The organism is Arthrobacter sp. 05T47 (assembly GCF_056395825.1).
Map to the genome: position 1 here is coordinate 336,379 of NZ_JBFTKG010000003.1, position 11,915 is coordinate 348,293.

At 66.8% G+C, this 11,915-nt stretch carries 12 protein-coding genes and 1 pseudogene; 9 read left to right on the forward strand and 4 right to left on the reverse strand.

Annotated elements, in window-relative coordinates:
* Positions 1-247 precede the first annotated feature (247 nt).
* The 7 genes from AC1DEY_RS05335 (at position 248) to AC1DEY_RS05365 (ending at position 4,029) form a co-directional block, all read left to right on the forward strand.
* Complete coding sequence (locus AC1DEY_RS05335; RefSeq protein ID WP_476867065.1) at positions 248-673, forward strand: CoA-binding protein; 426 nt, start codon at positions 248-250, stop codon at positions 671-673.
* 158 nt (positions 674-831) lie between these two features.
* Entirely contained in the window at positions 832-1,242 is a 411-nt protein-coding gene (locus AC1DEY_RS05340) for an MmcQ/YjbR family DNA-binding protein (protein WP_476867066.1), read from the forward strand.
* Positions 1,239-1,796, forward strand: a complete 558-nt coding sequence (locus AC1DEY_RS05345) for a DUF1990 family protein (RefSeq protein WP_476867067.1) — start codon at positions 1,239-1,241, stop codon at positions 1,794-1,796. Before AC1DEY_RS05340 ends, AC1DEY_RS05345 begins: the two co-directional genes overlap by 4 nt.
* A 14-nt stretch (positions 1,797-1,810) precedes the next feature.
* Positions 1,811-2,554 (forward strand): hypothetical protein, encoded by a 744-nt coding sequence (locus AC1DEY_RS05350; protein ID WP_476867068.1) that lies wholly within the window; start codon positions 1,811-1,813, stop codon positions 2,552-2,554.
* A gap of 30 nt (positions 2,555-2,584) precedes the next feature.
* Complete coding sequence (locus tag AC1DEY_RS05355; protein ID WP_441408057.1) at positions 2,585-2,902, forward strand: putative quinol monooxygenase; 318 nt, start codon at positions 2,585-2,587, stop codon at positions 2,900-2,902.
* Positions 2,903-3,037: 135 nt separating this feature from the next.
* A complete protein-coding gene (locus AC1DEY_RS05360) occupies positions 3,038-3,331 on the forward strand; it encodes a DUF503 domain-containing protein (protein ID WP_476867069.1) in 294 nt (97 codons plus the stop codon).
* 497 nt (positions 3,332-3,828) lie between these two features.
* The gene (locus tag AC1DEY_RS05365; protein WP_476867070.1) at positions 3,829-4,029 is read left to right on the forward strand and encodes a hypothetical protein; all 201 of its coding nucleotides are present in this window, start codon (positions 3,829-3,831) and stop codon (positions 4,027-4,029) included.
* 279 nt (positions 4,030-4,308) lie between these two features.
* On the opposite strand, the gene purL is transcribed toward AC1DEY_RS05365, so the two are convergent.
* The 3 genes from purL to purS are packed head-to-tail and all read right to left on the reverse strand — an operon-like array spanning position 4,309 to position 7,650.
* Positions 4,309-6,642, reverse strand: a complete 2,334-nt coding sequence (gene purL, locus AC1DEY_RS05370) for a phosphoribosylformylglycinamidine synthase subunit PurL (RefSeq protein ID WP_476867071.1) — start codon at positions 6,640-6,642, stop codon at positions 4,309-4,311.
* Entirely contained in the window at positions 6,639-7,397 is a 759-nt protein-coding gene (gene purQ, locus AC1DEY_RS05375; protein ID WP_441408053.1) for a phosphoribosylformylglycinamidine synthase subunit PurQ, read from the reverse strand. Before purQ ends, purL begins: the two co-directional genes overlap by 4 nt.
* 1 nt (position 7,398) lies before the next feature.
* Complete coding sequence (purS, locus tag AC1DEY_RS05380) at positions 7,399-7,650, reverse strand: phosphoribosylformylglycinamidine synthase subunit PurS (protein WP_011690410.1); 252 nt, start codon at positions 7,648-7,650, stop codon at positions 7,399-7,401.
* 296 nt (positions 7,651-7,946) lie between these two features.
* Here purS and AC1DEY_RS05385 point away from each other — a divergent pair, with 296 nt between their 5' ends.
* Positions 7,947-8,132: a hypothetical protein gene (locus tag AC1DEY_RS05385; RefSeq protein WP_441408052.1), complete on the forward strand. Its 186-nt coding sequence runs from the start codon at positions 7,947-7,949 to the stop codon at positions 8,130-8,132.
* Between the two features lie 271 nt (positions 8,133-8,403).
* Positions 8,404-11,631 (forward strand): S8 family serine peptidase, encoded by a 3,228-nt coding sequence (locus AC1DEY_RS05390; protein WP_476867072.1) that lies wholly within the window; start codon positions 8,404-8,406, stop codon positions 11,629-11,631.
* Between the two features lie 66 nt (positions 11,632-11,697).
* Here the strand turns inward: AC1DEY_RS05390 and AC1DEY_RS05395 are convergent.
* A pseudogene (locus AC1DEY_RS05395) lies at positions 11,698-11,915 on the reverse strand (serine protease inhibitor); the annotation flags it as partial.

Consider the following 11,915-nt stretch of genomic DNA (forward strand, 5'->3'; position numbering starts at 1 on the left):
CGACCGAATGGTGAGGAACAGTGGCGTGGGAATGGTCGTCCCACGTCACCCGGGGTTGCTGCGGCTTCATCGATCCAGGTCTCTTGGCCGCTCGGGATGGTCCCTACCTACTAGAACGTCAAATGCAGGATTTCACAAAATCCGCTCCACCAGCGCTGTAATATTCGTTCACCGCATCGGTGCAGGCCGTGGAATCAGTCATTTATTCGATCATTGTCCGGAATGGTTGCAGGAGTAAGGTGGATGCATGGCCTACGTTAACGATCCGGCAGTCATTGACCGCCTCATGCGAACCAAAGGCACATGGGCGGTGGTCGGCCTCACCACCAATGAATGGCGCTCCGCATACGAAGTCTCCCTGTACATCCGGGACAAAATGGGCATGGAAATCATTCCGGTCAACCTCCCCGGCGACGACGTCCACGGGGAGAAGGGATACCGCTCCCTGGCGGACATCCCGGCGGGAAAGCATCCGATCGACGTCGTGGACTGCTTCGTCAACTCCCATAAAGTGGGGGCCGTCATCGACGAGGCCATCGCCATCGGCGCCAAGGCCGTCTGGCTGCAACTGGGCGTCTTCGACGACGCCGCAACGGACCGCGCCAAGGCCGCCGGGCTGGACGTCGTGGTGAACGAGTGCCCCGCCCGCGAAGGGTGGCGGGTGGGCATCTAGCGGCCCAAGGATCACGGATTAACAGATTTTGCGGGCCCGCACCGTGGGCGACTACGAAGTCAACGGCACCACCCCGGAAGGGCTGCACAGCATCGGCGACGCCCGGACTGCCGGGCAGGCCAGGGCGAGCTCAGGCCGTAGCCGGATAGGCTCGTGCCATGGACGTTGCCACCCTCCGCGGGATCTGCCTGAGCTTCCCCGGCGCCTTTGAGGACTTTCCCTTCGGCCCGGAGACCTCCGTCTTCAAAGTGCGGGCCGCCGTCGCGGGCGGCGCGCGGCAGGACGCCAAGATGTTCGCGGCTTCCGCCATGGACCCGGAAAACTGGTCCGTGAGCCTGAAATGCGATCCGGCCCTGGCCGAACAGCTGCGCGCCATCCATCCGGAAATCACCGGCGCCTGGCACATGAACAAAAGGCACTGGAACGGGGTCCGGCTGGACGGCTCCCTGCCCGATGACATGATCAAGGACATGGTGGAGGACTCCTACGACCTCGTGGTGGCCTCACTCAGCCAAAAGCAGCGGGAGCAGCTGGGCTGGGCAGGGCTCGCCCGGGGCGGGCAGGCATGAGCGGCAACCCCGCCGGCCGCATCGCGCGGGGAACACTGAACTATCCGGGCATTGGCTCCACCGAGCACGGCCACGCACCGGAAGGATTCCCGTGCCTGGTGTCCCGGGCCTACCTCGGCGACGGGCCGGACACGTATCGGCGGGTGGCGCAGGGAATCCTTGCCTGGGAGCTCCAGAAGCGCTCCGGGCTGCGCGTCCGCACCGACTCCGACGCCGTCGTGCCCGGGGCGCGGGTGGTGAGCGGATTCGGCGTCGGGCCCTTCCGGATCAACGCGCCCTGCGAGGTGGTGTGGGTGCACCAGCCGGTGCCCGGCGCCGGGCCGCAAAGCGCAGGCTTCGGATACGGCACCCTGCCGGGCCATCCGGAGCGCGGCGAAGAGGCGTTTGAAGTGGCGATCGATGCCGCGGGGCGGGTCTTCCTGAGCATCACGGCCTTCAGCCGGCACTCCAACTGGTTCTACACCGCCGGCGGCCTCGTGGCCCGGGCGGCGCAGCGGCACGTCACTTCCCGATACATTGAAGGGGCACGTCAACTCGCCGCAGGTGAAAGCTGATCAGGAGAACGTACATGCTGGAACAGAAAACCCTTGACCAACTGTGGAACTTCGAGGACCCCGCCGGATCCGAAACCCGCTTCCGGGCCGCAGCGGCAGATGAAAACTACGACGCCGACGAACAGGCCGAGCTCGCCACCCAGCTGGGGCGGGCCATCGGACTGCAGGGCCGCTACGAGGAAGCCGATGCCCTGCTGGATTCAATCGATGCCGACGAGCCCACCGTCGCCGTCCGGGTGCTGCTGGAACGCGGCCGCCTGCTGAATTCCAGCGGCCATCCGGCGATGGCCGTGCCCCTCTTTGAGCAGGCCGCGGAACTGGCCGACCACCTCAGCGAGGAATTCCTTGCCGTTGATGCGCTGCACATGCTGGCGATCGCCGACTCCGCCCACGCCGCCTCGTGGACGCGGAGCGCCCTGGAGTACGCCTCCACGGTCCATGATCCGCGGACCAAGCGCTGGATGGTCTCGCTGCACAACAACCTCGGCTGGACGCTGCATGAGGCCGGGCGTTTCACCGAGGCGCTGGTGGAGTTCCAGCTCGCCGAGCAGTGGGCGGAACGCGTCGGCACGCCCCGGCAGCAGGAGTGGGCCCGGGAGGCGATCGCCGAGTGCGAGCACTCGCTCTCGGCCAGTGCCGGCGCCGCATCCGCGCCTGCCGGACCGGCCGCCGCTCCGGCTGATGCGCCGGCTGCTGCGCCGGCCGCTTCGCGGGCTGATGCGCCGGCCGCTGCAGTGCCCGGTGAAACAATCGACTGACCGACCGCACCCAACGAAAGGCAACGCCCCGTGATCTTCATTGTCGTCAAGTTCAAGGTAAAACCGGACTGGTCCGATCAGTGGCTGGGCCTGGTGGAGGACTTCACCCGGGCCACGCGCCAGGAACCCGGCAACCTGTGGTTCGACTGGTCGCGCAGCGTGGAGGACCCCAACGAGTTCGTGCTCGTGGAGGCCTTCAAGGACGACGCAGCCGGTGACCACGTCAACAGCGCACACTTCAAGAAGGCCATGGAAGACATGCCGCAGGCGCTGGCCGAGACGCCGCAGATCATCAGCCGCCAGCTCGACGGCGAGGGCTGGGACCGCATGGGCGAACTCACCATCTAACCCCGCTCACCCCGTCGATTGCTCCCCACCGGTTCCCTCGCCTCGCAAGCTCGGCCAGGGAACCCTGCCGGCGTGGGCCCCGGCCCTTTTGAGCCCTCAAAAGGGCGTCTGCGGAGCAATCGATAGGCTAAGGGCATGTGGATCGGGTGGATCGAGTTCGACATCCTTCTGGGCGACGTTCACAGCCTCAAGGAGAAGCGCTCCGTGGTGCGGCCGCTGCTGGCTGAGCTCAAGCGCCGCTTCGATGTCTCCGTGGCCGAGGTCGGGGACCACGAGCAGTACCGGCGCACGCAGCTGGGCGCCGCCCTCGTGGCGGCAGACCGGGCGCATCTCGTGGAGGTGCTCACCGCCGTCGAACGCTTCGTCGCTGCCCTGCCTGAGCTCGAACTCCTCAGCGCCCGGCAGCGGGAGCTCCGCAGCGACGACTAAACACCCCCATCCCCTCACCGGGTGCTCTCTTACCCTTCACCCCCTGTCGATTGCTCCGTAGCTGCCGTTTTGAGGGCTCAAAAGGGCAGTTACGGAGCAACCGATGGGTATTGTGGATAACTTCTGCGGGCGGCGCGCCGATCTGCTCTCACGAAGCCATGAAGACCGCGCGCCCACTCCCGCAGGAATTCGAGGGCCGTCCCTTCACTGTTGTGGAGGCCGCACATGCAGGAGTGTCGCTGAAGCGGCTGCGGCACCGTTCCGTGAAAACTCTCGGCAGGGGAATCCGTGTGCAAAGCCCGACGCCGGGGCTCCCTTTGAGTGTCAGGGTGCGGCCTTTCATTGAGGTCAATGAGCGATGCGCCGCGTCGCACTTCACCGCGGCGGAGCTTGGTTCGCTTCCGGTGCGGCAACAGAAGGGGGCTCTGCCGATGTACCACGTGATCAGGCCCGAGGGCGCGGCCCATCTCAACCGACCACATGTCCAGGTTCACCGGATGAAGCTCTACGACGACGAGGTCACGTTGCTGGACGGGATTCCCATCACCACCCCGGAGCGAACCTGGCTGGACCTGGCCGAAATACTGACTGTGGACGAACTAGTGGTGGCCGGCGACAGCTGCGTCCGGGTGCCTCGGCCTGAGTTCGAGGGCAGGGATGTGCCGCTCTGCAGCCTCCAGGATCTGCAGAGGTCCTAGCGCAGGTACAGGATCGGCGTCGAGTACGAGGGCGAACAACACGGAGACGAGGGCCAGATAGTCAGGGACATCGCCCGTTCGGAAAAGTACACGGCACTGGGTTGGACCGAGGTCCGTATTTCCAAGCGGCACATGCACGATGACGCCCGGGCCGCGCTGGCCAAGATCCGCGCCGCGCTCGTGCAGGCGGGCTGGCGGCCCGGCCGTTAACGAACGATTGCTCCGCAACTGCCGTTTTGAGGGTTCAAAAGGGCAGCTACGGAGCAACCGATGGAAGCCCTAGCCGAAGTACTTCGGCAGAGTCGCCTCGTGGGCTTCGCGGAGGGCATCGAGGTTCATGGTCTCGACGCCGTTGATCTCCAGCGTGCCGCCCTCAGCGTCCACCACGCCGATCCGGATGTGCGCGAAGCCGCGGGCGGTGCACATGTCCGTGAAGCGGATTTCCTCCGAACGGGGCACCGCGACGACGGCGCGGCCCTGGGTCTCGGAGAACAGCGCCGTGAAGAGGTCCACACCGTCGCGGTCCAGGACGTCCTGCAACGCGATCCGGGCACCCACGCCGTAGCGCAGGGACGACTCCACGAGGGCCGCGGCGAGGCCGCCTTCGGAGAGGTCGTGCGCGGAGTCCACCATGCCGTCGCGGGAGGCGTTGATCAGGATCTGCCCCAGTTCGCGCTCGGCTTCGAGGTCAACCTTGGGCGGCAGGCCGCCGAGGTGTCCGCGCATGTTGGACCATTCCGAACCATCCAGCTCCGCCGCCGTCGTGCCCAGGAGGTAGATGGCCTGGCCGTCTTCCTTCCAGCCCGACGGCGTGCGGCGGGCGACGTCGTCGAACTTGCCCAGCACAGCCACCACCGGGGAGGGGTGGATGGGAGTGGTCCCGGTCTGGTTGTACAGCGAGACGTTGCCGCCGGTGACCGGGATGCCCAGCACCATGCAGGCGTCGGACAGGCCCCGGATGGCTTCGGCCAGCTGCCACATGACGTCCGGATCCTCGGGGGAGCCGAAGTTCAAGCAGTCGCTGACGGCCATCGGCACGGCGCCGGAGGTGGCGACGTTGCGGTAGGCCTCGGCCAGCGCGAGCTGCGCGCCGTGGTACGGGTCGAGGTAGGTGTAGCGGCCGTTGGCGTCCGTGGCCAGGGCCACGCCCAAGCCGGTTTCCTCGTCCACCCGGACCACACCGGCGTCGTCCGGGAACGCCATGGCGGTGTTGCCGCCGACGTAGCGGTCGTACTGCTTGGTGATCCAGGACTTGTCGCACATGTTCGGCGACGCGACGAGCTCGGTGATGGCTGCGGCCAGGTCCGCGGGGGCGGAGGGGCGGCCGGTGTCCTGCACGGAGCCGGTGAAGGAGTCGGCCTGGACTGCGTCCTGCCATTCGGGGCGGGCGTACGGGCGGTCGTAGACCGGACCGTCGTGGGCCACGGTGCGCGGGTCGACGTCGACGATCACGTCGCCTTCCCACGTGATGATCAGGCGGCCGGTGTCGGTGACCTCGCCGAGCCAGGAGTACTCCACGGCCCACTTGTCCATGACGGCCTCGAACGCGGCGATGTTCTCCGGGGTGACCACGGCCATCATGCGTTCCTGCGACTCGGACATCAGGATTTCGCCCGGGGTCAGGGTGGGGTCCCGGAGCAGGACGGAGGTCAGTTCGACTTCCATGCCGCCGTCGCCGTTGGAGGCGAGCTCGGACGTGGCGCAGGAGATGCCCGCGGCGCCCAGGTCCTGGATGCCCTCAACGAGAGAACCCTTGAACAGCTCCAGGCAGCACTCGATCAGGACCTTCTCGGCGAAGGGGTCGCCCACCTGGACGGCGGGGCGCTTGGACGGCTTGGTGTCATCGAAGGACTCCGAGGCCAGCACGGAGGCGCCGCCGATGCCGTCGCCGCCGGTGCGGGCACCGAACAGCACGACTTTGTTGCCCTTGCCGGAGGCGTTGGCGAGGCGGATGTCCTCGTGGCGCATCACGCCGACGGCCAGCGCGTTGACCAGCGGGTTGCCCTGGTAGACGGAGTCGAAGACCATCTCGCCGCCGATGTTCGGCAGGCCCAGGGAGTTGCCGTAGCCGCCGATGCCGGCGACCGCGCCGTGCATGACGCGGGCGGTGTCCGGGTGGTCGATGGCGCCGAAGCGCAGCGGGTCCATCACGGCCACCGGGCGGGCACCCATGGAGATGATGTCGCGGACAATGCCGCCGATGCCGGTTGCGGCGCCCTGGTAGGGCTCCACGAACGAGGGCGAGTTGTGGGACTCGATCTTGAACGTCACGGCCCAGCCGTCGCCAAGGTTGGTGACACCGGCGTTTTCGCCGATGCCCACGAGCATGTCCTTCTTCATTTCCTCGGTCACCTTGTCGCCGAACTGGCGCAGGTGGTTCTTGGAGGACTTGTAGGAGCAGTGTTCGCTCCACATCACCGAGTACATGGCGAGCTCGGCGCCGGTGGGGCGGCGGCCCAGGACCTTCACGACCTCGTCGAACTCGTTCTGCTTCAGGCCCAGTTCGGCCCAGGGGAGTTCGGTGTCCGGCGTCTTGGCCGCGTTCTCGACGGTGTCGATGTTGAACTTACGGGCGGTCTCCGCGGGCGCCGCCACTGCGGGTGTCTCCGTCATTTGTTGCCTCCCACGATTTTGTTCAGGACAGAGGTGAAGAAACCGAGGCCCTCGGTGCCGGCGCCGAGTTCGGGGCCGAAGCCGGCCTCCACGGCGTGCTCGGGGTGCGGCATGAGGCCCACCACGTTGCCTGCGGCGTTGGAGATGCCGGCGATGTCCCGGCGGGAGCCATTCGGGTTGAAGCCGACGTAGCGGAACACGACGCGGCCTTCCGCCTCGAGGGCGTCCAAGGTCTTCTCGTCGGCGATGTACTGGCCGTCCTGGTTCTTCAGCGGCACGGTGATTTCCTGGCCGGCGGCGTAGTCCCCGGTCCAGTCCGTCGTGTTGTTTTCCACGCGCAGGACCTGGTCGCGGCACATGAATTTCAGGTGATCGTTCTTGATCATCGAGCCGGGCAGCAGGTGCGACTCGGTGAGGATCTGGAAGCCGTTGCAGATGCCGAGGACGGGAAGCCTGGCGTCAGAATTGGCGGCGTCGATGATCTTGGACATCAGCGGCGCGAAGCGGGCGATGGCGCCGGCCCGGAGGTAGTCACCGTAGGAGAAACCGCCGGGGATCACGACGGCGTCAACGTCACCCAAGGTGGAGTCGGCGTGCCAGAGTTCTACGGGGGTGGCACCGGCGAGGCGGACCGCGCGGGCGGCGTCGCGGTCATCCAGCGTCCCGGGGAAGGTGACCACGCCGATCTTCGCACCGGCCAGCCGGGGGTTGGCCGCGACGGCGATGGCTTCGCCGATCAGAGGGAGTTCAGTCATCTCAGGCCTCAACGACCTCGACGTTGACGACGTCTTCGATGACCGGGTTGGACAGCAGGGTCTCCGCGGCGTTGCGGGCCTGGGCCAGGATCTCCTCGGTCACCTCGCCGTCAACCGTGAGTTCGAAGCGCTTGCCCTGTCGGACAGAGCTGAAAGCGGTGAAGCCCAGCCGGGGCAGCGCACCGACGATGGCCTTCCCCTGCGGGTCCAGAATCTCGGGCTTGGGCATGACGTCGACAACGATCCGGGGCATCCGGCAACTCCTGTGCGTGAGCATTGGGTAAGGGCGCAGCGGAGTGATGCCGTCTCACGCCGATCCGCTGTTGGTGAATACAGCGTGAAAGGGCGCTCCGCGAGCTTGCATGCCCATTCTACCGGGCGCTGTGCGTCCGGCCGCATTCGGCCCCGGGAGTGTGAACGGAGCCCCGCCGGCAGGTCTTTGACGTCGGGAAAAGCCGTTCGCGACGTCGGTAAACGCCAACGTGGGACGGCCGCCGGGGACGGCGCCGGCCTATGGTCGGTGCTGCCGCAGGTCAGTAGGATGTGCGCATGGCTGAGAAACCGAAATCCGTGGTGCTGTCTGTTGTGGCCGTTGCAGTGTTCGCCGGCCTTGCCCGGATGGTCCTGCAGAAGATCCGGGCCGACCGTGCAGCGAGGGCGACCAACGTGGCGGGTCCCGTGGACGAGAAGACCCGGGCCTGGATCAGCGACGTGGTCCGCACGCCGCGCCAGTAGGCCGGACCCCGAGGCGACGCAGTTCGTGCGCGCCCGTGCCGGCCGGAAGTTGCGTTTGACGCAGTTCAGCAGGCCCGCCATCGCATCATGTCGTGTCGCATGACAAATTTTAAATACCTTCTTGTGGTGTATGTCATATCCAGCTCTCAGTCTGTACTGTATGAATCGGCTGGTATCCGTCGGGGCAGGCCGGGCGATCGCCCGGCGTCCCGCCAGTCCGTAGGGCCCGGTGTCGCAGCCGGGCCGTTCCTTTACGAAAGGTTCATCACTCGTGACATCACCAGGAAAGAGCTTCCTTCGAAGCGGGGGACTCAGGAGGGCCGCGGCACTGACCCTGGGCTTGCCGGTTCTTCTGTCCAGCATCGCGATCGCCCCCGCCAACGCGGCCCCCGCACAAGGCCCGGCCGCGGCCGGTGTGGCACAGAAGAATGTTGATCCAAACACTTACAAGGACGGCCGCTACATTGTGGTTCTTGCGGAAAAGCCGTCCGCAACCTACGACGGCGGGACCGCCGGCATGCCGGCGACGAAGCCCGCGGCCGGCAAGAAGCTCGACGCCAACAGGGCCGAGGTCAAGCAGTACAAGACGCACCTGGAACAGAAGCAGGCCCAAGTAGCGGGCCAGCAAGGCGTCAAGATCCAGCGCCAGTTCACTGCAGCCCTCAACGGCTTCAGCGCCAAGCTGACCGCGGACCAGGCCATTAAGCTGGCCAAGGACCCCTCCGTCCTAGTGGTCGCGCCGGACACCGAGAACGCACCGGACTACTCCAGCACCGACTTCCTGAAGCTCAGCGGGCCCAACGGCACCTGGAACACGAAGTTCGGCGGCCAGGACGCGGCCGGCAAGGGCGTCGTGGTGGGTGTCATCGATACCGGCTACACCCCGTCCAGCGCCTTCTTCGCCGGCCAGGAGGTCAAGCCGCTCACCGGTGACCCCGTCGTCGGCGTTCCCTACCGCACGGCGGACGGCAAGATCGAGATGCTCAAAGCCGACGGCGAGCTGTTCAAGGGCGAGTGCCAGGCCGGCACCGACTTCGACGGCACCGCCTGCAACTCCAAGGTCCTGAGCGCCCGTTACTTCGGCGAGGACTTCGCCGCCACTGTCCCGCCGGAAAACTGGGCCCCGGGTGAGCGGCTGTCACCGGTCGACGCCGCCAGCCACGGCACCCACACTGCCAGCACGGCTGCCGGCAACGCCAACGTCGAACCCGTGGTTGACGGCCGCAGTTTCGGTAAGACCAGCGGCATGGCGCCGGCCGCAAAGCTGGCCATCTACAAGGTCTGCTGGGAAGATAACGATCCCAACACCGGCGGCTGCTACTCCTCAGCATCCGTCGACGCCATTAACCAGGCCGTCCAGGACGGCGTGGACGTCCTGAACTACTCCATCTCCGGCGCCACGGACACCACCACCGACCCAGTGTCCATGGCGTTCCTGTCCGCAGCCTCGGCCGGCGTCTTCGTGGCCGTTTCCGCCGGCAACTCCGGCCCGACGGCCGGGACCGTGAACCACGGCGCCCCGTGGCTGACCACGGTCGCCGCCACCAGCTTCTCGCAGGAGCTGCAGGGCACGGCCGAGTTCTCCGACGGCAGCAAGTACCGCGGCGCCAGCATCATGAACAGCCAGGTCACCAACGCCGGCGTCGTGCTGGCAGCCAACGTGGGAGCCGCCGGGAGCGCCAACCCGGCCCTGTGCGGCAACGGCACGCTGGACCCGGCCAAGATCGCCGGCAAGGTGGTGGTCTGTGACCGCGGGGTAGTTGACCGCGTCGAAAAGAGCGCCGAGGTCAAGCGAGGCGGAGGCGTAGGCATGATCCTGGTCAACCTCACCGCATCCTCCCTAGACACGGACAAGCACTCGGTGCCCACCGTGCACGTGAACCCGCCCGCCACCGAGGCCATCAAGGCCAAGGTCACCGCCAACCCGGCCATCACCGTGTCGCTGGTGAACAAGGACACCACGGGCCTGCCCCTCGAGGCGCAGCCGCAGATCGCCGGGTTCTCCTCCCGCGGCCCGCTGCTGGCCGCCGGCTCGGACCTCCTCAAGCCCGACGTCGCCGCCCCCGGCGTGGCTGTGCTGGCCGGCGTTTCGCCGATCGGCACCGGAGGGGACAACTTCGGGTTCCTCTCCGGCACCTCCATGGCATCTCCGCATGTAGCCGGCTTCGGCGCACTGATCCTGGGGAAGAACCCCAAGTGGTCCCCGGCCACGGTCAAGTCCGCGATGATGACCACCACGAGCGACGTCAAGAACGCCGACGGGTCGAAGAACACCGATGTCTTCGCCACCGGTGCGGGCCAGGTGGACCCGGCACGCGTGCTGGATCCGGGCCTGGTCTACGACGCCACCACGGATGACTATCTGGCGTTCATCCAGGGCACCGGTATCGACCTCGGAATCCCGGGCATCGGCACCACCAAGCCGCGGGACATGAACCTCCCGTCCTTCGCTCTGGGTAACCTGACCGGGAAGATCGAGGTCACCCGAACGGTGACTGCGCTGACTCCCGGGGTCTACCGGGCCAAGTTCAACGTTCCGGGTATCAAGGTCAACGTGACCCCGAGCGTGCTGAACTTCAACGCCGCGGGCGAAAAGCGCACGTTCAAGGTCTCCTTTGAGAACCAGGGCGCACCGCTGGGCAAGTTCGCGACCGGTTCGCTGACGTGGCAGGGCGCCAACAAGAACGTGGCGTCGCCGATCGCGGTCCGTCCGCAGTCGGTCGTGGCCCTGCCCGATGTTGCCTTTACCTCCCAGGGCGGCAACGGATCCGGCGCCATCAAGGTGGTCTCCGGGACCAACTCGCCTGTCCAGCTGACCCTCGACGGCCTGTCGAAGGCCGACTCCACCGCCGTCGAGCTCGTCCCGGGGCCGTTCACGGGCGGCACGGATGCCTCGAACGTCGTCAAGACGGTCCAGGTCCCGGCAGGATCGCCGCTGGCGAAGTTCTCGGTCATTTCCGCGGACCCCAACGCTGACTTCGACATGTATGTCATGACCCCGGACGGCCCGCTGACGGTCGCAACGTCGTCGGCCAGCGAATCGGTATCCATCCCCAACCCCTCGCCGGGCGAATACACGATCTACGCAAACCTGTACGCCAGCCCGAACAACCAGGCCACGAAGGCCTCGGTGGACTCGGCCGTGCTGGGCGTGGTGGTGGGCAAGGCCTCGCTGAATCCGAACCCGCTGCGGTTGGACAACGGCAAGGCGGGCACCGTCACGCTGAACTGGACGGGCCTGCCGGCCGGTTCCTACATCGGCCGCGTTACCTTCGCCGGTGCCAGCGAACCCACGTTCGTCTCCGTCCTGGTGACCCCGGCCGGGGCCGTGGTGGTGCCGCCGACCTCGGAGGACCAGGAATGCAACGACGGTCCGGGTGACAACCCAGGTGCCGACACCGGCCACAAGGAGAAGAAGGACAAGGGCAAGAAGGTGAAGAAGGAGATGGGCAAGATCCAGAACAGCGATCAGTCCTTCACCCCGAACAACTCCATCTAGGTTTGCTGCTTAGACGGACACAGGCACCAAAGAAACGGCAACGGCGCGTCAGTGCCGGCTGAAGAGTCAGATGGCGCCCGTGCTCCCCGCAGTGCCGCCGAGCAGCGGCGCCAGGGCGCGCCAGCGGGCGATCTCGCAGCCGTCGGTCCGGCTGAAGCGGCTGTTGACCTGGCGGCCAAGGTACCAGCCGGTCACGATGGCGGTCTGCGGACCGCCGTATTGCTGCGTGCAAAGTCGCGGCGGACCCGGTTGGGGGAAGAAGATGGCCTCGCCGTGGCGCCGGA

Bases quoted from the DNA above. Each gene is read 5' to 3' on its own strand.
- AC1DEY_RS05345 (WP_476867067.1), top strand. From the start codon at position 1,239: ATGAGCGGCAACCCCGCCGGCCGCATCGCGCGGGGAACACTGAACTAT.
- AC1DEY_RS05385 (WP_441408052.1), top strand. From the start codon at position 7,947: ATGGCTGAGAAACCGAAATCCGTGGTGCTGTCTGTTGTGGCCGTTGCA.
- purL (WP_476867071.1), bottom strand. From the start codon at position 6,642: ATGACGGAGACACCCGCAGTGGCGGCGCCCGCGGAGACCGCCCGTAAG.
- AC1DEY_RS05335 (WP_476867065.1), top strand. From the start codon at position 248: ATGGCCTACGTTAACGATCCGGCAGTCATTGACCGCCTCATGCGAACC.
- purQ (WP_441408053.1), bottom strand. From the start codon at position 7,397: ATGACTGAACTCCCTCTGATCGGCGAAGCCATCGCCGTCGCGGCCAAC.
- AC1DEY_RS05340 (WP_476867066.1), top strand. From the start codon at position 832: ATGGACGTTGCCACCCTCCGCGGGATCTGCCTGAGCTTCCCCGGCGCC.
- AC1DEY_RS05360 (WP_476867069.1), top strand. From the start codon at position 3,038: ATGTGGATCGGGTGGATCGAGTTCGACATCCTTCTGGGCGACGTTCAC.
- AC1DEY_RS05365 (WP_476867070.1), top strand. From the start codon at position 3,829: ATGAAGCTCTACGACGACGAGGTCACGTTGCTGGACGGGATTCCCATC.
- purS (WP_011690410.1), bottom strand. From the start codon at position 7,650: ATGCCCCGGATCGTTGTCGACGTCATGCCCAAGCCCGAGATTCTGGAC.
- AC1DEY_RS05350 (WP_476867068.1), top strand. From the start codon at position 1,811: ATGCTGGAACAGAAAACCCTTGACCAACTGTGGAACTTCGAGGACCCC.